19 protein-coding genes are annotated in these 17006 nt (G+C 69.7%); 11 read left to right on the forward strand and 8 right to left on the reverse strand.

What is annotated here, in order from left to right; genetic code table 11:
* The first annotated feature begins 156 nt into the window (after nt 1-156).
* From CRP45_RS02000 to CRP45_RS02010, 3 genes are all read left to right on the forward strand, one after another.
* Complete coding sequence (locus CRP45_RS02000) at nt 157-705, forward strand: YbaB/EbfC family nucleoid-associated protein (protein WP_179830730.1); 549 nt, start codon at nt 157-159, stop codon at nt 703-705.
* Nucleotides 706-811: 106 nt separating this feature from the next.
* On the forward strand, nt 812-1147 hold the full coding sequence (locus tag CRP45_RS02005; RefSeq protein WP_097243535.1) for a type VII secretion target: 336 nt from the start codon (nt 812-814) through the stop codon (nt 1145-1147).
* A 3-nt stretch (nt 1148-1150) separates the two neighbouring features.
* Nucleotides 1151-2083, forward strand: coding sequence for a hypothetical protein (locus CRP45_RS02010; RefSeq protein WP_097243536.1), 933 nt, complete (start codon nt 1151-1153; stop codon nt 2081-2083).
* A 13-nt stretch (nt 2084-2096) separates the two neighbouring features.
* On the opposite strand, the gene CRP45_RS02015 is transcribed toward CRP45_RS02010, so the two are convergent.
* The gene (locus CRP45_RS02015; RefSeq protein ID WP_097244503.1) at nt 2097-2957 is read right to left on the reverse strand and encodes an SGNH/GDSL hydrolase family protein; all 861 of its coding nucleotides are present in this window, start codon (nt 2955-2957) and stop codon (nt 2097-2099) included.
* 132 nt (nt 2958-3089) lie between these two features.
* Here CRP45_RS02015 and CRP45_RS02020 point away from each other — a divergent pair, with 132 nt between their 5' ends.
* Nucleotides 3090-3755 (forward strand): O-methyltransferase, encoded by a 666-nt coding sequence (locus CRP45_RS02020; protein WP_097243537.1) that lies wholly within the window; start codon nt 3090-3092, stop codon nt 3753-3755.
* Between the two features lie 46 nt (nt 3756-3801).
* On the opposite strand, the gene CRP45_RS02025 is transcribed toward CRP45_RS02020, so the two are convergent.
* Together CRP45_RS02025 and CRP45_RS02030 are read right to left on the reverse strand one after the other, a co-directional pair.
* On the reverse strand, nt 3802-4377 hold the full coding sequence (locus CRP45_RS02025; protein ID WP_097243538.1) for a 3'-5' exonuclease: 576 nt from the start codon (nt 4375-4377) through the stop codon (nt 3802-3804).
* A 69-nt stretch (nt 4378-4446) separates the two neighbouring features.
* Entirely contained in the window at nt 4447-5202 is a 756-nt protein-coding gene (locus tag CRP45_RS02030) for a TetR/AcrR family transcriptional regulator (protein ID WP_097243539.1), read from the reverse strand.
* A gap of 108 nt (nt 5203-5310) precedes the next feature.
* On the opposite strand from CRP45_RS02030, the gene CRP45_RS02035 reads away from it, so the two are divergent.
* Nucleotides 5311-6255, forward strand: coding sequence for an ATP-binding cassette domain-containing protein (locus CRP45_RS02035; RefSeq protein WP_097243540.1), 945 nt, complete (start codon nt 5311-5313; stop codon nt 6253-6255).
* Nucleotides 6252-7097, forward strand: coding sequence for an ABC transporter permease (locus CRP45_RS02040; protein WP_097243541.1), 846 nt, complete (start codon nt 6252-6254; stop codon nt 7095-7097). Before CRP45_RS02035 ends, CRP45_RS02040 begins: the two co-directional genes overlap by 4 nt.
* A 104-nt stretch (nt 7098-7201) precedes the next feature.
* On the opposite strand, the gene CRP45_RS02045 is transcribed toward CRP45_RS02040, so the two are convergent.
* Both CRP45_RS02045 and CRP45_RS02050 read right to left on the reverse strand, forming a co-directional pair.
* A complete protein-coding gene (locus tag CRP45_RS02045) occupies nt 7202-8197 on the reverse strand; it encodes a zinc-binding dehydrogenase (protein WP_097243542.1) in 996 nt (331 codons plus the stop codon).
* Between the two features lie 34 nt (nt 8198-8231).
* Nucleotides 8232-8906 carry a TetR/AcrR family transcriptional regulator gene (locus CRP45_RS02050; protein ID WP_067778261.1) on the reverse strand — a complete coding sequence of 225 codons (675 nt, stop codon included), beginning with the start codon at nt 8904-8906 and terminating at the stop codon, nt 8232-8234.
* A gap of 90 nt (nt 8907-8996) precedes the next feature.
* On the opposite strand from CRP45_RS02050, the gene CRP45_RS02055 reads away from it, so the two are divergent.
* A complete protein-coding gene (locus CRP45_RS02055) occupies nt 8997-10499 on the forward strand; it encodes an MFS transporter (protein WP_097243543.1) in 1503 nt (500 codons plus the stop codon).
* On the opposite strand, the gene CRP45_RS02060 is transcribed toward CRP45_RS02055, so the two are convergent.
* The gene (locus tag CRP45_RS02060) at nt 10474-11205 is read right to left on the reverse strand and encodes a hypothetical protein (RefSeq protein WP_097243544.1); all 732 of its coding nucleotides are present in this window, start codon (nt 11203-11205) and stop codon (nt 10474-10476) included. The two genes, CRP45_RS02055 and CRP45_RS02060, sit on opposite strands and share 26 nt — an antisense overlap.
* A 93-nt stretch (nt 11206-11298) precedes the next feature.
* Here CRP45_RS02060 and CRP45_RS02065 point away from each other — a divergent pair, with 93 nt between their 5' ends.
* From CRP45_RS02065 to CRP45_RS02080, 4 genes are all read left to right on the forward strand, one after another.
* Nucleotides 11299-12177 carry an SDR family NAD(P)-dependent oxidoreductase gene (locus tag CRP45_RS02065; RefSeq protein ID WP_245909831.1) on the forward strand — a complete coding sequence of 293 codons (879 nt, stop codon included), beginning with the start codon at nt 11299-11301 and terminating at the stop codon, nt 12175-12177.
* Between the two features lie 190 nt (nt 12178-12367).
* Nucleotides 12368-13018 (forward strand): urease accessory protein UreF, encoded by a 651-nt coding sequence (locus CRP45_RS02070; RefSeq protein WP_097243546.1) that lies wholly within the window; start codon nt 12368-12370, stop codon nt 13016-13018.
* Nucleotides 13019-13047: 29 nt separating this feature from the next.
* Nucleotides 13048-13740 carry an urease accessory protein UreG gene (ureG, locus tag CRP45_RS02075; protein WP_097243547.1) on the forward strand — a complete coding sequence of 231 codons (693 nt, stop codon included), beginning with the start codon at nt 13048-13050 and terminating at the stop codon, nt 13738-13740.
* Nucleotides 13730-14434 carry an urease accessory protein UreD gene (locus tag CRP45_RS02080; protein WP_097243548.1) on the forward strand — a complete coding sequence of 235 codons (705 nt, stop codon included), beginning with the start codon at nt 13730-13732 and terminating at the stop codon, nt 14432-14434. Before ureG ends, CRP45_RS02080 begins: the two co-directional genes overlap by 11 nt.
* A gap of 166 nt (nt 14435-14600) precedes the next feature.
* Here CRP45_RS02080 and CRP45_RS02085 read toward each other — a convergent pair whose 3' ends face one another.
* Nucleotides 14601-15374, reverse strand: a complete 774-nt coding sequence (locus CRP45_RS02085; RefSeq protein ID WP_067778255.1) for a hypothetical protein — start codon at nt 15372-15374, stop codon at nt 14601-14603.
* A 195-nt stretch (nt 15375-15569) separates the two neighbouring features.
* A complete protein-coding gene (locus CRP45_RS02090; RefSeq protein ID WP_067778254.1) occupies nt 15570-17003 on the reverse strand; it encodes an NAD(P)/FAD-dependent oxidoreductase in 1434 nt (477 codons plus the stop codon).
* Between the last annotated feature and the right edge of the window lie 3 nt (nt 17004-17006).

Consider the following 17006-nt stretch of genomic DNA (forward strand, 5'->3'; position numbering starts at 1 on the left):
CGTACACCGATACCGACGGCGTTCGGCTCGAAAAATCATCGCGCCCCGCGGCGGCACGCGACGCGCGGCTCGGTAAGGTGCTGCGAGCAAACTCCGGGGGCGGATCTCGTTCGCGCTCGGGCCGACATGGTTGTCACTGCGTGGAAGGGGACGCGAGTGCTGAGCGATCCGAATCAGGCCGCCGACGAATTGGCCCGCTGGGCCGAGAATCTGGAACGCACGGCGCAGAAGTACCAAGACCTGCAGGGCCGGATGGCGGCCTTGTCGGTGACCGAGAGCTCGGCCGACAACCGGATCAGCGTGACGGTCGACGCCAACGGCGTCACCACCGGCATCACGCTCGCCGCGGGTAGCCGCGGCATGGATCCCGCCGCCGTGGCGGCCGAACTCATGGCGTGCACCCGCCGCGCCCAGGCCCGGCTGCGCGACCAGGTCACCGATCTGGTGCACAACGTCGTCGGCGACGACGGGGCCGGACAGGCCATCGTCGGCCAGTACGCCGAGCGTTTCCCCGATCCGGCGCCCACCGCTGCGCCCGCCCCGGCGGAGCCGGTCTACACCCCGCCCGCCACCTACACCCCGCCCTCGGCCACGCCTGCCCAGCCACCCCAGGGCACCCGCAAGCCCGACCGGGACCAGACGGTCGTGCCGGACGAGCCGGACGAGGACGACCTGTACTACCGCCGCAAGTCCTGGCTGGAGTGAGGCGCGGGGAATTCCAGGCGGAACCGAAAGCGCCGTTGGCGCGTCATAGTCGGTAGGCCGTCGCCTGCGGCCGACACGAAACCGCGAGTGGAGGGTGAGGATTCGGATGGGCAACCCGGGTGATATCGCCATCGATCCCGGTGGGATGCGCGACCACGCCGCGAAGGTGGACGCCGTGCTCACCGGGCTTCCGACGGCGCGCGAGGCCGCCGAGTACCTAGCGCACGCCGACGACGGGTACGGGACGCTGGTCGGCCCGTACGCGAGGTCGATACTGAACCCCTTGCACGATCGAATCCTCGAGCGCCTGCGCACCGTCACCGAGGACGCCGAGCAGCTGCCGCCGAAGCTGCGGTTCGCCGCGGACTCGTTCGAGAATCTCGACGCGGGCCGCAAGAACGAGACCGACCGGCAGCGCGAGCAGATCGAACAGCAGGTCTAAGGGATGGGCTTCGACGACGCGAAGGCGCCGGAGGGCAACGAGCTGCTCGAGGAAGGCGTCGACCACCGCGACACGTACTACCAGGAAGACGTCTCGTTCCTACGGAACGTAGGCATTCCCACCGGCCAGAGGGACGGGCAGGACCCGAACGCGGGCATCTTCGCGGGCACCCCTTTCGGCGATTTCTTCGAGGGCGGCCACAAGGTCGTCGCCGGAGCCACCGGCGAACCGGGTAAAAGCTACGAGGGCGCCATGCAGGTCTGGGCGAGCATTTCCGCGGCCCAGGACGCCTTCGCGATCGCGGGTGATATCGCCAAGGGCATCCCGCTGGCGAAGTTCGATCCCTTCAACTTCCTGGGATCGATGCTGATGGGCTGGATGCTCGAGCACGTCGAACCGATGCGGAAAGCGCTGGATTCGCTTGCGGGCAGCAAGGATATGGTCGACGCGTACTCCGCTTCGTGGCAGGCGACGTCGACGAAGCTCGCCGAGGTCGCGGACGGCTGGAAGAAGGAGATCACCGACGGTACGGCGGGCTGGGTGGGCGCGACCGCGGACGCCTATCGCGTCAAGGCCGACGCCGTGATCGCCCAGATCGTCGGGCAAGCCGCGCTCGCGGACCTGCTGGCCCGGGTCAACGAGAAGATGGCGAAGATCGTGGAAGGCGTCCGCGGGATCATCACCGAGGTCCTGAACTCGCTGGCCGGAATGCTGGTGGAGATCGCCGCCATCCTCATCGCCAGCGCCGGAACGGCCTCCCCCGCACTCATCGCCCGCGCCGTCTTCGGGATCTCCACGGCCACCATGACCGTCTCCCAGATGCTGATGAAAATGGCGAGCTCGCTGATCAGCTTGGGCGCGCTGGTGCGCAACCTTACCCAGATCGTCGTCGCGGTCGTCGGTATCGAGAACGAGCTGGCCGAGGCCGGGGTGTAGCCGGAAAGCGCTGTCAGCCAGAGAATCCGGAGGCGCGCACGGCCGCAACGACGACGTCGGCGACGCCGCGCATACCCGTGAGCGTCGGGTGGTACGGCACCAAGGTCTCGGTGGCCACCAGCGGATCGAACCAGCGGACGCCCTCCGGTGCGCACATGTCGTGGCCAGCGGCCGGGGTGCGGGTGTCGATGTACGTCGCCCCGTGTTCCGCGGCGGCCCTGGCGACTACAAAGTTCAACCGGTCGAAAGCGCGCTGCACGGTGGCCGCGTCCTCGGGACGCAGGCCGACCAGTTCGGGGCAGCCGCCGTCGCGGACGTAGAGCGGCCAACCGTCCACGAACACCTTCGCGTTCGGGGCGAGTGCCGTAATGCGTTGCAACGCAGTGGAATACGCGCCGGAGATCGCGTCGATCGCGGCGTCCCACGCCGGGTCGGCGCACGCGCCGCCGCGCAGCCCGGCCAGGTGACAGGCGACCACGAACCTGGTCATCTCCGTGTCGTTCGCGCCGATGTGCACGGTGACCAGCCGGGTGTTCGGGCCGAGTCCGTCGAATTGCGGTGCGATGCCGGGTCCTTGGCCGGTGGTCAGGTGCGGGATGCGCGCCGAGCTGCACGTGCGGTCGTCGAGCCGCAGACCGAGATCGGCGGCGACCAGCTTGGGGGTGTTCGCGGTGGAGCGCGCGCACTGCAGCGGGGCGCTCGTGTCGAACCGTTGCACGCCCGTGGTGGCCGCGCCGGAATCGCCGAGCGCCACATACGCGGCGCCGCCGTCGGCGGGTGCGGCCGATGCCGGGACGTGCATGGTGGCGGCGAGCGAGGTGAGCAGGCCCGCGGCGACGGCGAGGGCGCGCGAGCGGTTCCGGACGGTCGTCATGGTGGTGTGGTGCTCCGGTTCGGTTCGGCTGTCGAAAGTGAGACGCACTGGTCTCTGTTTGTGGCCGAGACTACTGCGGCGGGGACCAGGCGAGACCGGTTTTCGACAACTTCCGGTGGCAGACTTGCGGGCATGACGACTTCTGGCTGGGCCGACGTGGACACCTACCTCGTGGACAATCTGGTGCGGGATCCGGATACCGAAGCGGCGTTGGCGGCGAACGCCGAGGCGGGCTTGCCCGCCATCGATGTGTCGGCGGCGCAAGGGAAGTTCCTTTCGCTGCTCGCCCGCTCGACCGGGGCACGCCGAGTGCTCGAGATCGGCACGCTGGGTGGGTTCAGCACGATCTGGCTGGCGCGCGCGGTGGGGAAGGCGGGCCGGGTGATCACGCTCGAATACGAACCGCGGCACGCGGAAGTGGCCCGCGCGAACGTCGACAAGGCGGGCGTCGGCGATCGGGTGGACATCCGGGTGGGCGCCGCGCTGGAAAGCCTTCCCGTGCTGGAGGCCGAGGGGTCCGAGCCGTTCGATCTGGTCTTCATCGACGCCGACAAGGTGAACAACTCGAACTACGTGCGCTGGGCGCTGCGGTTGACCCGGCCCGGTTCGGTGATCATCGTCGACAACGTGGTGCGCGGGGGATCGGTGGCGGACGCCGCGTCGGACGATCCGGCGGTGCGGGCGAGTCGCGAGCTGGTCGAAATGCTCGCCGCCGAACCGCGAGTGGACGCGACGGTGCTGCAAACGGTCGGCGCGAAGGGATGGGACGGCTTCGCCTACGCGGTCGTGAACGACTAGGTTTCGGCAGTCCGGCTCCTGGAACTTCGAGACAGGGCTCAGGGGGTCAGTCGGTCGTCGAGGTGAGGCGCCACGCGTCGCGCCCGACCATGTCGAGCACCAGCGCGGCGATGTTCCACGCGTCGTCCTCGCCGCGGTGGTGGCGACCCTCCAGCGGTAGACCCGCGATCTGCAACGCCTCCGCCATGCCTTGCCGCCGCCGAAGTTCGTAGGCCTCCGAGAACACCAGCTTGGCGTTGGTGTGCCGTTGCCCGAAGGGGTACGTGACACCGGTCATCGCGCACTGACTGGCGAACTGCTTGCGGTCGTAATCGCCCCAGCTCGCCCAAGCCCGCGTTCCGGCGGCGTGCTCGGCGGCGAGGATTCGGCAGGCCTCGGCGAACGAGACGCCGGTGTCCACCTCGTCCTGCGTGAGTCCGGTCAATTCGGTGCAGAATTCGCCGACCGACGAGCGCTCGGGCCGAACCAGGATGCGGTGCTTGCCGATTCGCTCGCGCGCCGCGAGATCGACCACGGTCAGGCCGATCTCGATGATCTCGCTCACCGCGCCCGCCGGAGCGCGGCCCGGCCAGCACGTCGCCTCGACATCGACGACGTTGAGCAGTGCCGCGTTGTCCTTCATGCCGCCGACGCTAGGCCGGGAGAAGGGTCGGCTCCACCGAATTTCGGGCGCCCGGTAGGCCTTTCGAGGTCACCTGGCGGCGTCGACGAACTGTTGCAGCCCGTCCAGCAAGCGGTGCAGCCCGAATTCGAAGGCGCGGTCGGGATCGTAGGCGGCGCCGTACTCCGCGCCCGCGGTGCCGCCAACGCGAACGGCGGTGGGAAACCGGGCCGGATCGATGACACCGGCGAGCGCGGGCTGGTAGGCGTCCCACCACTGCTGGTCGGTGCGGCCGGTCTCGGCTTCGGCGCGGGCGGCGTCGACGGCGGTGCGGGCCGAACCGCGCACGTAGTCGTTGACCAGGGTGACGACGAGATCCATCTCGGTGTCGGACAGGCCGAGGCCGTCGACCGCGCGCAGTTCGTAATCGTATTTGGCGGTCAGGTTGGGCCCGGGAATCGGTCTGCTTGCGGCGATCTGGAGCAGCCACGAATGCGTCAGGTACATCGTCCGATTCGCGCGAGCGATGCCCTCGAGCCTCGATCGCCAGTCGGACGGCGCGTCGTCGGGCATCGGATAGTCGCGGTAGACGCGATCCGCGATCAGATCGAGCAGCTCGGCCTTGCTCGGAACGTACCCGTACAGCGACATCGCGGTGACACCGACCTCCTCGGCCACCCTGCGGAGCGTGACCGCGGCGAGCCCGTCCGAGTCGGCGAGCCGAATCGCCGTCTCCGCGATGTCGTCCACGGTCAACTTCGGCTTCGGTCCCCGCCTCGGCCGCGGCGGCAGCCCCCACAGCAGCTCGATCGTGCGCTGGGGATCGCCGCTTCCGCTGTAGTCCATGCCCACATCATCTCCGACGGTTCGCAGGCCGACATTGTGACCCTTGCAAATTCTCTACGCCGTATCTTAATCTCGAATTACTTACGTTGTAGAGAGTTTGGAGCGGGTATGGGCGACGTGATCGTCTGCGACGGGGTGCGCAAGCGTTACCGCGGCACCGCGGCGTTGGACGGGTTCGATCTGGCGGTGCCGCAAGGGATGGTCTACGGGCTGCTCGGCCCGAACGGTGCGGGCAAGACGACCGCGGTGCGGATCATGACCACCCTCACGAGGCCGGACGCCGGGCGGGTGGAAGTGGCCGGGCTCGACGTCGTGCGGGATGCGGCGCACGCGCGGCACCGCGTCGGGCTGGTCGGTCAGCAGGCGGCCGTGGACGAGGTCTTGTCGGGGCGGCAGAACCTCGAAATGTTCGGCCGTCTCTACCATCTCGGCGCCGCCCGCGCCCGCGAGCGCGCCACCGAATTGCTGGAGTGGTTCGGATTGGCCGACACCGGTGACAAGCCGGTCGAGCAGTACTCCGGTGGCATGCGGCGGCGGCTCGATCTGGCCGTGGGCTTTCTCGTCGCGCCCGCGGTGCTGTTCCTCGACGAGCCGACCACCGGGCTGGACCCGCACAACCGCAACCAGGTGTGGGAAGCGGTCCGCGGTCTGGTTGCCGCCGGGACGACCGTCTTGCTGACGACGCAGTACCTCGAAGAGGCCGACCAACTGGCGGCGCGGATCTCGGTGGTGAACCGCGGGCGCGTCGTCGCCACCGGCAGTCCGCGAGAGCTGAAGTCCCGGCTCGGTGGCGACCGGATCGACGTCGTCGCACGGGACAGCGGCGATCTCGGTGCGGCGGCCGATTTGCTGCGGACGCGGTTGCGCGTCGCGCCGACCGTCGATCCCGACGCCCGCCGGATCAGCGCCCCGGTCGACGACGCCGTCGCCGGGCTCACCGACATCGCCCGAGCCCTACGGGACGCGCGCATTCCGGTCGAGGACCTCGCCGTGCGCCGTCCAACCCTCGACGAAGTCTTCCTGCACCTGACCACCGAGGAGTCCCGAGTATGACTGTCTCCACCGTGCGAATCTCCCCGTCGGCCACGACTTCTCGGCTCCGAACGTTGGGGTGGGTGCTCGCGGACGCGGGCACGATCGCCCGCCGCGACCTCGCGCACTGGCGGCGCAAGCCGGGTGCGATCGTCACCAACGTTCTGGTGTTCCCGATCATGATCGTGCTCATGTTCGGGTACCTGCTGGGCGGCGCCATGACTGTCCCCGGCGGCGGCAGCTATCGGGAATTCCTGCTGCCTGGCATGTTCGCCATGACCATGGTCTTCGGCATCGGCGCCACCATGGTCGCGGTCGGCGCCGACGCCGCGCGCGGCATCACCGACCGGTTCCGTTCCATGCCGGTGTCCTCGTCAGCGGTGGTGCTCGGCCGCGCGTGCGCCGACATGCTCGAGTCCGCGGTCGCGCTTGCCGTGTTGCTCGGCTGCGGGCTTGCCATCGGATGGCACCCGAACAACGGGCTCGCCGACGCTTCGGCGGCGGTCGGGCTGCTGTTGCTGCTGCGGTTCGCGTTTCTGTGGATCGGCGTCTACCTCGGGCTGCTCTGCTACGGCAATCCGGAAGCCGTCACCGCCGTGCGCACGCTCGAATTCCCGATCGGGTTCCTCGCCAACCCGTTCGTCGCCATCGCCACCATGCCCGCGTGGCTGGGCGCCGTCGCCGCATGGAACCCGTTGTCCTCCACCACGACCGCCGCGCGCGAACTGTTCGGCAATCCCACCGGTAACGACCACACCTGGATCGCCGAGCACGCGATCCTCATGGCCGTCGTCTGGCCGCTGGTCTTGATCGCGATCTTCTTGCCGCTGTCCGTCCACCGCTTCCGGCGCCTGAGCAGGTGACGCGATCAGGGGCGAGTATCCCGGTGGGCGACCGCAGGCCGGGATACTCGCCCCGGCGACTCAGGCGGACTTGGGCAGTCCGGCCAGGGCGCGGATGGCGTCGGTCAGGGGATGAGCACGACCTTGCCCATGGTGGCGCGGGTTTCGATGGCGCGGTGTGCTCCCGCCGCGTCCGCGAGGTCGAAGCGGTGCAGCGCGGGGCGTAGGCGTCCGGCTGCCGCCTCCGCCATGGCGCGGTCCTCGAGCACGCGGATGTCGCCGCCGACGGGCCGCAGCATGGGCGGGCCGAGCACCACCTGCGAGGTGATGCCTCGCTCGGTCAGCTCGTCGTCGGTGAAGGTCAGCGCGTCGCCGTCGTTCGGTCCCTTTCCGGCGAAGCCGTAGACCAGATGGCTGCCGCCTTCGCCGAGGAGATCGACAGCCGCCCTTGCGGTTTCGCCGCCGACGGCATCGAAGACGAGGGTCGCGGCGCGGTCGCCGAGCCGGGCGCGCACCCGTTCGGGCCAGTCCGGCAGGAGATAGTCGACGGCGATGTCGGCGCCGTTCCCGGCTACCCGCGCCACCTTCGAGGGTCCGCCCGCGAGACCGATCACGGTGGCGCCCAACGCTTTCAGATACTGCACCAGCAGGGTGCCGATGCCGCCCGCGGCCGCGGTCACCACCGCGACGCTGTCCGGACCGACGTCGGCGAACTGGAGGATGCCCATGGTGGTCCGCCCGGTGCCGATCATCGCGACCGCTTCGGCGGGACCCAGATTCTCCGGAATGCTGTGCAGGCGAGCAGCTTCCACGACCGCGAGCTCGGCGTACCCGCCGGGCGCCGCACCGAGGTGGGCCACAACCGGCTTCCCGAGCCAGTCCGGGTCGACGCCCGCACCGACCCGATCGACCGTGCCCGCGACCTCCCGGCCGGGCACGGTCGGCAACTCCGGCGCCGGATAGGGCCCCGGCGTGCCGCGGCGCAGCGCGGTGTCGACGACGTGCACCCCGGCGGCGGCGACCGCGATGCGGACCTGGCCGGGCCCCGGTTCGGGATCGGGGAGGGTCTCGTAGCGGAGGTTCTCGGCGGGCCCGAAGGCGTGCAGTCGGATCGCGTGCATGGTGCTCACCCTGCAACCTCGAGCGAGGTTGGGGTCAAGCCGTGCGGTGCCGGACCCGCGCGGCGAACCCGTCGCACAGCGCCTCGAGCCCGGAGAACAACAGGTCCTCGGAGGTGAGATCGCTGACACCCGCGCCTTGCAACTCGGCGAGCGCGGCGGGGACCGGCCCGTTCGGCGTGCCCTCCAGCAGCGCGCGCAGCCCGTTGTCGCCGTCGGTCTCGATGCCCTTTCGGGTCATCAGCGCCGAGCTGACCTGCGGCAGGGTCGCGCCCGAGATGTAGTTCCACACCGAGAACGCCATCTGCATGGCCTCGCGCGGCGAGACGTCGAGTTCGCGGAAGCCCTCGACCAGCCAGGCGAGGCAGGCCATGCTGTGCGGGCCGAAGCTGTAGCGGGGCATCGCGAAGGTCAGGATGACCCAGGGGTGACGCTGGTAGAGGTCCCAGTCGATCTCGGCCGCGATGTGGACGCGATCGCGCCAGGTCCAGCCCCGCCCTTCGGCCGAGGGATAGGGGTGGCGGCGGGTGACCTCGTCGGTCATCGCCGCGATGAGCTCGTCCTTGTTGGCGATGTGCCGGTACAGCGACATCGCGCCGACGCCCATCCGGTCGGCGATGCGTCGCATGGACACCGCGTCGAGTCCTTCGTCGTCCGCGAGCGCGATCGCGGTGTCGACGATGGCGACGCGGTTGAGCTTCGGCTCAGTCATCCCATGACTCGCTTTCGGTTCCGGGCCAGGATGCGTACACTGTACCCGGACTCATGCGTACGGCGTACGCGACACGGGAGAGGAATCGGGATGACAGACCTGGAGACAGTGCGGCCCACGCACGGGTCGCCCGTCGCCATCGGCTCACGGCGCGCTTGGCTCGGGCTCGCGGTGCTGCTGCTGCCGGTACTGCTGGTGTCGATGGACATCTCGGTGCTGTTCCTTGCCATGCCCACGCTGACCGTCGACCTCGATCCGTCCGCGGCGCAGCAGCTGTGGATTCTCGACATCTACGGCTTCCTCATCGCAGGTCTGCTGATCACCATGGGCAATCTCGGCGACCGGATCGGGCGGCGCAACATCCTGCTGATCGGCGCCACCGTGTTCGGCATCGCCTCGGTGCTCGCTGCTTTCGCACCCACCGCGGGCGTGCTGATCGTGGCGCGGGCGCTGATGGGCATCGGCGGCGCGACCCTGTTGCCGTCCAGCCTCGCGCTGATCTCCAGCCTCTTCCCCGACGCGCGCGAGCGGGCCGCCGCGATCGGCGTGTGGACGGCGTTCTTCGCGGGCGGCTCCGCGGTCGGTCCGATCATCGGCGGACTGCTGCTGCACCACTTCTGGTGGGGCGCGGTCTTTCTCATCAACCTTCCGGTGCTGCTGATTCTGCTGGCGTTCGGGCCGTTCCTGTTGCCCGAGCACCGCTCGGCAGCGCTCGGCCCGCTGGATCTGCCGAGCGTCGCGCTGTCCATCGGCGGCATCCTGCCGGTGGTCTACGCCGTCAAGCACGCCGCGTCGGAAGGTATCGACGCGGCGGGCATCGTCATCGGAGCGATCGGCGTCGCGCTGCTCGTCGTCTTCGTGCGCAGGCAGCGCACGCTCGCCGAACCGCTGCTCGACCTGCGGCTCTTCCGGCGCGCCCAGTTCTCCGTCGCCATCGGCTCGAGCCTGGTCGGCATGATGTCGCTAGCCGCGTTGAGCTACCTGACCAGCGTCTACCTGCAGTCGGTCACCGGCCGCGACCCGCTCGCCGCCGCCTTGCTCGGCATTCCGATGGCGGTCGCGGTGTTCATCTGCTCGATGAGCGGTGCGCGCGTCGGACAGCGGATCGGCGTCCGCGCCACCTTCGTGCTCGCTCTGCTCGCGTCCGCCCTGGGCAATCTGCTGTTGCTCGGTGTCGGCGTGGACGTCGGGGTCGGCTGGTACCTGGCGGGTTCGACCATCGCGGGCGTCGGATACGGCCTGGCGTTCACCCTGGTCTCCGATGTCGCCGTGTCGTCGGTGCCGCCGGAGCGAGCCGGCTCGGCGGTCGGCATCTCGGAGACCAGCTTCGAACTCGGCAACGCGCTCGGGCTCGCGCTGCTCGGCTCGCTCGCTGCGCTGGTCTTCCGTTCCGGCGGCGACTACGACTCGACGCTGGGCGAGACGATCCAGCACGCGGGCGCCGACAAGGAGCTGGTGCACAGCGCGGCCGCCTCGTTCGTGGACGGTATGCACGTCGCGACGACCGCCGGCGCGGCTCTGCTGGTTCTGATGGCCATCGTGGCCTGGGTGGCGACCCGGCGGCCTGTCAGCGGCCGAACACGCCGGTCATGATCTCGGCGGCCCACCGATTGACCGGCGTGACCACGGTGTGGTGCACCCACCGCACCGGACGGACGACCATGGCGACCCAGACCGCGGCGAGGGCGAGCAGCAGCGGACGCAGCACGGTGCGGTAGACGAAACGGCACGGCGTCACGACCAACACCCCGACGATGACGGTCGCCACCCGCCACCCGTAGATCACGACCGTCCGCAACAGCACCCACAGGGGACACAGCACCCAGCGCCACAGCTGAACCAGCGGCCAGACCACGAGCCACTTGCCGAGCAAGTACACCGTCGCGAGCAGCAGGCCGATCAGCGGTTCCAGCACCGTGCGCCACAACCACACGAGTGCGGGCCGCACCAGCGCGCGCCACAGCCAGCGCTCGACGGCCTGGCGCAGCGGGCGCAGGAAGTAGTCGAGCAGCAGTGCGAGCAACGGCGTCAGCACCAGACCCCACAGCACGTGCTGGAGCACCCAGCCCCACAGAAAGTCCTTGAAGAACAACCAGATCGGACGGATCACCCAGTACCAGACGAACCGGGCCACGGGCGCGAGCAGGCGGGTGACGAAGTAGTCGACGGCCGCGGCGAACAGTCGCCCGAGCAGGCGCACGCCTTCCCAGAGGAGTCGAACCGGAACGAGCAGAACGACGGCGATCACCCTGGCGATCCAGGCGCCGAGTCCCGCAAGGCGGGAAGGTTGTGACGACATCGTCGAATCCTCTCGCACCGACCGACCGCGGCGCCGCCGGGTTTCTACGTCGGGAACCGGGTAGAAACCCCCAGCGCGCCATACATTGGTGAGGTGTCCCAGACTCAGCCCACCCGAAACGGGCGACCGCTCGCCGAGCGGGTGGCCGCCAAGCTGCTGTACCCGACCTCGCGGCCGTCCGAGAAGGACCTGCGCGCCGCGGTCTCCGGCCGCCACGTGCTGGTGACCGGCGCCTCGCACGGTATCGGGAAGGCCAGCACACGCAAGCTCGCGGCGGCGGGCGCGACCGTGCTGCTCGTCGCGCGGTCCGCCACCGAACTCGAAAGGCTGGCCGCCGAGATCACCGCCGCGGGCGGTGTCGCCCACGTCTATCCGACCGACATGACCGACATGGCCGCGGTGGACCGTCTCGCTACCGAGTTGCTCGCCGCGCACGGTCACATCGATGTGCTGATCAACAACGCGGGCAAGTCGATTCGCCGCCCGATCGACGAATCCTACGATCGTTTCCACGATTTCACCCGGACCATCGACGTGAACTACCTCGGTCCGGTCCGACTGCTGCTGACCTTGTTGCCCGCCATGCGATCTCGGGGCAGCGGGCACATCGTCAACATGTCCACCTGGGGTGTGCTCATGCCACCGGCCCCGCGCTGGGCCGCCTACGGCGCGTCGAAGGCGGCGTTCGACGTGTGGCTGCGCAGCGTCGCCACCGAGATCGCCGCAGACGGGCTCACCACCACGTCCATCTACATGCCGCTCGTGCACACCAGGATGAGCGCGCCCACCGACTTCAGCAGGGTGCCCGGGCTCACCGTCGACGAGGCGTCGGATCTCGTCTGCCACGCCGTCACCGCCAAACCCGCCGAGATCGCACCGTGGTGGTCGGCGCCCATTCAGGCATGGACCGACCTCACCCGTGGCCAAGCCCAGCGTTTCCTCGCCCGCGCCTTCCGCCGCGGCGACGCGTGAGCAGGCGATAGCCGTCGGGACCCGCGCACGGCTGGAGCGATTGCGGTAGTGCGCAGCCGGACGTAGCCGTCTCCACTCGCGGACCGCTGGAGCGGAGACGATGGTGCGCAGGGAATGCGCAGCCGGACGTAGGCCGTCGGAAACGCGCGCACAGCTGGAGCGAACGCGGATGGACGCATAAGGTCGAACGATGCCGCAGACAGGCGCGACGAGCCGGGCGACGCTGTTCGCCCTTGCCGACTCGCGGCTGCCGATCGGCGGGCACGTGCACTCGGGCGGCGTCGAAGAGGCCGTCGCCGCCGGGCTGGTGCGCGACGTCGCGACCGTCGAGGCGTACCTGCGCCGCCGCGTGCGAACCTCCGGCCTGGTCGCCGCTTCGCTGGCCGCTGCGGTGTGCGCGGGCGACCTCGACCCGCGTCGCGCGGACGCCGAGGCCGATGCCCGGACGCCGTCGCCCGCGGCGCGGGCAGCCTCCCGCGCGCAGGGTCGTGGGCTGTTGCGTTTGGCCAAACAGGTATGGCCACAACATGATTGGGCCGAGCTCGCGGCTCGTCCGCACCTGTCCACGGTGTTCGGCGCGGTGGGTAGCGCTTGCGCGGTGACCCCGCGTGAGACGGCGGACGTTGTCGTCTACACCACGCTCACCGGCGCCGCCACCGCCGCCCAGCGGTTGCTCGCGCTCGATCCAGCGGCCGTCGCCGCCTGCACCCTCCGGCTGGCCGAGCTCTGCGACCGCACCGCCGCCGAGGCGGCCGACGGTCTGGCCGCGCTGTCGGATCCGCTGCAGGACGCGCTCGCCGAGCGGCACCGGCACCGCGCCATGCCGCTGTTCGCCAGCTGACCGACGTTCCCGAGAGAAGGAGATGCCGTATGCCACCGCACCTGATCGACGGTGAACCGCACCATCATTCGCACGACCGGCCGAAACGAAAGCGGACGCCGGGGGAGCCGCTGCGCATCGGGATCGGCGGTCCGGTCGGCTCGGGCAAGACGGCGCTGGTCGCCGCGCTGTGCAGGCAGCTGCGCGGCGAACTGTCGCTCGCCGTGCTGACCAACGACATCTACACCACCGAGGACGCGGACTTCCTGCGCCGCCACGCGGTGCTGCCGGACGAGCGGATCGCCGCCGTGCAGACCGGCGGCTGCCCGCACACCGCCATACGCGACGACATCACCGCCAACCTGGACGCCATCGACGACCTGATCGCGGCCAACCCGCCGCTGGATCTGATCCTGGTGGAATCCGGCGGCGACAACCTCACCGCGACGTTCTCCTCCGGTCTGATCGATGTGCAGATCTTCGTCGTCGACGTGGCGGGCGGCGACAAGGTGCCGCGCAAGGGCGGCCCCGGCGTCACCTTCTCGGATCTGTTGGTGGTCAACAAGACCGACCTCGCCCCGCTGGTCGGCGCCGACCTCGGCGTGATGGAGCGCGACGCCGCCAAGGTACGCGAGGGCAGGCCGACCGCCCTGCTCTCCCTGACGGAGGACCCGGCCGCGACCCCGGTGCTGGCCTGGGTGCGCGAACAACTCGCGGGAGACGCGGCCTCCCTTGCGCACTGAGCTCAGGATCGTCGCGGCGGTGGGCACTCTCCCGGAGATCCACGCGTCCGGCGGAATCGCGGCCCGCCGGACTGGTCCGCACACCGTGCACCTGATCGGCACCGCCGCCACCCCGCTGGGTGGCGATGAATTGGACATCTCGGTCACGGTGAGTCCGGGCGCGCGGCTCCTCCTGCGCTCGGTCGCGGCGACGATCGCACTGCCGAGTGCGGCGACCCGAATCTCTTTCGCGCGCTGGCATTTCGACGTCGCCGATGGCGGCGAGCTGGACGTGGAGACCGAGCCGCTCATCGTGGCGGGCGGCGCGGACCACCGGTCGCTCACCATAGTCCGGCTCGCGGCCGATGCCCGTCTCCGGCTGCGCGAGCGAGTGCAGATCGGACGCGCGGGGGAGGACCTGGGTGCGTGGCGCGGCGATCTGATCGCCGACCTGGACGACCTTCCGCTGCTCCGCCACCGTGTCGAACTCGGCTCCGGCACCGCCACCGACGACGCACTCGCGGCGCCGCGCGCTCTCGACAGCGAACTCGTCTATCCCGACGATCGGCCGGTCGAAACCTTCGGACTCCACGCGACGCGCCTGCCGCTCGCCGCGGGCGGAAGCCTGTTCACCGCGGTGGGTGCGCGGCTGAGCGCCACGGTGAGCCCGCGAGGCGCCAGCGGCGCAGGGGTTTCGGTGCCCGCCACCGCCTGACTCTCGGGAACCGACGAGGGCGCAGGGCCTTTCAGTTCCGACCGAATGTGGCACCGGGTTGTTCGCGAAACCGAAAGGGCGGGGCTCCGACATGATGTCGAAACCCCGCCCTGTGCTCTGACCTCCGGCGAACCTTTCCCGGTGGCCGGAAGCGCCTTCCGCGCGTTCAGTCGCCGACGACCCGCGAAGGGGCGTTGAAGGCGGCGACCGCGCCGACGGCGGCACCGGCGGCCGCACCGACGGCGGCTGCCGGAATGGTGATCACCGCGGCGCCGACCGCCGCGCCGAGCGCCGGGCCCGCGACGAGACCGACGGGCACGAACGCCAGACCGGTCACCAGGCCCACCGCTCCGCCGACCATCGCCGAGGTGAGCGCGAACGGCACCGCCGAGGCGGCGCCCGCCACCGCGCCCATGGCCGCGGTACCCATGGTCTGACTGGCGATGCGGTCGGACCGGCTGCGCTCCATGCCGATCGAGTCGAGGAACGTCGCGAGATTCGCCTCGATCATGGCGGAGTTGTCGTTGATCTGGATCGCCTGTTCGGTGTTGATCCAGTCGGGTGTCGGCACGGTGACGTCACCGAAGCGGAACTGACCCGGGGGCGGCGCGATCGGCGGCACCGGCGCGACCGGGACCGGCGGGTGCAGCACACCGACCGGCGCGAGGTAACTCCGATCCGGCGCGGGCCGCGACCACTGCAGCGAACTGCGAGTGTTGTCGGGAATGTCGAGGCCCTCGTACGGAATGGCGTTCGGCGCGTCGGCCGCCGGCCATTGCGCCGCCTGCTCGGGCTGGGTGACCGGATTCGTCTCCGCGGGCTCGGCATTCGCGGTTCCGGTGCCGACGAGCGCCAACACCAGGGGAACAGCACCCGCCGCGACCATCGAGCCCACCTTCTGCCGCTGCGGGTTGGGAGCTCTGTGCTTGCCTGTGGCCATACTCACCTTTCTTCGTAGCTGACATGCTCGACGTTCCACATTCGGACCCGCGGGCCGAACGGATTGGTGGAAACGCCCACACGACAGGTGAGTTGGCGTTGCTTGATGATTGCTGGACGCGCGAAAACCCGCCATTCGATCGCTGATCGAATGGCGGGCCGGTGTCATCCCCGCTGGACAGAAACTCCGGGAAAGTCAGGAAACCGCGCGGTCTGTCGCCGCTTTGCCCGGCGCGCGACCGTTGCTCGCGGGCGGTGCGCCGAGCGCGGCCGCGAGTTCGTCGGCCTCTTCCTGATCCTCGTTGACCTGTTCCAAAGCGAGCCGCGCGAACACCCACTGCTCGGTGGCGGCCATCTGGCCTCGCGTGCGGCCGAGGAAGGTGACGAACCACTGGATCACCGTGATGATCCGGCTGCGGTAGCCGACCAGGTAGTACAGGTGCAGCGCGAGCCAGGCCAGCCACGCGATGAAGCCGCCGAATTCCAGCTTGCCGACCTGGCAGACGGCGCTGAACCGCGACACGGTGGCCATGCTGCCCTTGTTGAAGTACTTGAAGGGCTTGCGTTCCTCGGGCGTCTGGCCTTTGAGCCCGGCCTTGATCTGCTTGGCGGCGTAGGTCGCGCCCTGGATCGCACCCTGCGCCTGACCGGGCACGCCGGGCACAGCCATCAGGTCGCCGACCACGAAGACATTGGGGTGGCCCTTGATCGTGAGATCGGGTTCCACGATGACGCGCCCTGCCCGGTCCACCTCGGTGCCCTCGGAGCGTTCGGCGAGCATCTTGCCCAGCGGGCTGGCCTGCACGCCCGCCGACCAGACCTTGCACGCGGACTCGATCCGGCGGATCGTGCCGTCGGCGTCCTTCACCGTGACGCCGTGCGCGTCGATGTCGGTCACCATGGCGTTGAGCTGGATCTCCACGCCCATGTTCTCCAGCCTGCGCTGGGCCTTGCCGCCCAGCTTCGGGCCCATCGGGCCGAGCACCGCGCCCGCGCCCTCGATCAGGATGACCCGTGCGTCGCGCGGATCGATGTTGTGGAAGGTGCCCTCGAGCGTGCGATCGGCGAGTTCGGCGATCTGCCCGGCCAATTCGACGCCCGTCGGTCCTGCGCCGATCACGACGAAGGTGAGCAGCCGGTCGCGCAGTTCCTGGGTGGTCGCCAGTTCCGCGCCCTCGAACGCGCCGAGGATGCGGCCGCGCAGCTCCAGCGCGTCGTCGATGGTCTTCATGCCTGGGGCGTAGGTGGCGAACTGGTCGTTGCCGAAGTAGGACTGCTGCGCGCCGGTGGCGACGATCAGGCTGTCGAACGGCGTGACCGTGTCCTGGTTCAGCAGCCGCGAGGTGACCGTCTTGTTCGCCAGGTCGATGTCGGTGACGTCACCTAGCAGTACCTGCGCGTTGCGCTGCTTTCTCAGTACCAGCCGGGTCGCGGGCGCGATCTCGCCGACCGAGAGGATGCCGGTCGCGACCTGGTAGAGCAGCGGCTGGAACAGGTGCGTCGAGGTCTTGGAGATCAGGGTGATGTCCACGTCGGCGCGCTTGAGGTGCTTGGTGCCGAACAGGCCGCCGAAGCCCGAGCCGATCACCACCACCTTGTGACGACGGTTCTCGACAGACTGAGTGCTCATCGT

It is taken from the genome of Nocardia amikacinitolerans (genome assembly GCF_900215415.1).
GTDB classification, from domain to species: Bacteria; Actinomycetota; Actinomycetes; order Mycobacteriales; family Mycobacteriaceae; genus Nocardia; species Nocardia amikacinitolerans.

Coding starts and splice junctions, on each gene's coding strand:
- CRP45_RS02085 (WP_067778255.1), bottom strand. CDS start 15,374: ATGGCCACAGGCAAGCACAGAGCTCCCAACCCGCAGCGGCAGAAGGTG.
- CRP45_RS02030 (WP_097243539.1), bottom strand. CDS start 5,202: ATGGACTACAGCGGAAGCGGCGATCCCCAGCGCACGATCGAGCTGCTG.
- CRP45_RS02090 (WP_067778254.1), bottom strand. CDS start 17,003: ATGAGCACTCAGTCTGTCGAGAACCGTCGTCACAAGGTGGTGGTGATC.
- CRP45_RS02015 (WP_097244503.1), bottom strand. CDS start 2,957: ATGACGACCGTCCGGAACCGCTCGCGCGCCCTCGCCGTCGCCGCGGGC.
- CRP45_RS02035 (WP_097243540.1), top strand. CDS start 5,311: ATGGGCGACGTGATCGTCTGCGACGGGGTGCGCAAGCGTTACCGCGGC.
- CRP45_RS02005 (WP_097243535.1), top strand. CDS start 812: ATGGGCAACCCGGGTGATATCGCCATCGATCCCGGTGGGATGCGCGAC.
- CRP45_RS02025 (WP_097243538.1), bottom strand. CDS start 4,377: ATGAAGGACAACGCGGCACTGCTCAACGTCGTCGATGTCGAGGCGACG.
- CRP45_RS02045 (WP_097243542.1), bottom strand. CDS start 8,197: ATGCACGCGATCCGACTGCACGCCTTCGGGCCCGCCGAGAACCTCCGC.
- CRP45_RS02060 (WP_097243544.1), bottom strand. CDS start 11,205: ATGTCGTCACAACCTTCCCGCCTTGCGGGACTCGGCGCCTGGATCGCC.
- CRP45_RS02040 (WP_097243541.1), top strand. CDS start 6,252: ATGACTGTCTCCACCGTGCGAATCTCCCCGTCGGCCACGACTTCTCGG.
- ureG (WP_097243547.1), top strand. CDS start 13,048: ATGCCACCGCACCTGATCGACGGTGAACCGCACCATCATTCGCACGAC.
- CRP45_RS02010 (WP_097243536.1), top strand. CDS start 1,151: ATGGGCTTCGACGACGCGAAGGCGCCGGAGGGCAACGAGCTGCTCGAG.
- CRP45_RS02055 (WP_097243543.1), top strand. CDS start 8,997: ATGACAGACCTGGAGACAGTGCGGCCCACGCACGGGTCGCCCGTCGCC.
- CRP45_RS02070 (WP_097243546.1), top strand. CDS start 12,368: ATGCCGCAGACAGGCGCGACGAGCCGGGCGACGCTGTTCGCCCTTGCC.
- CRP45_RS02050 (WP_067778261.1), bottom strand. CDS start 8,906: ATGACTGAGCCGAAGCTCAACCGCGTCGCCATCGTCGACACCGCGATC.
- CRP45_RS02020 (WP_097243537.1), top strand. CDS start 3,090: ATGACGACTTCTGGCTGGGCCGACGTGGACACCTACCTCGTGGACAAT.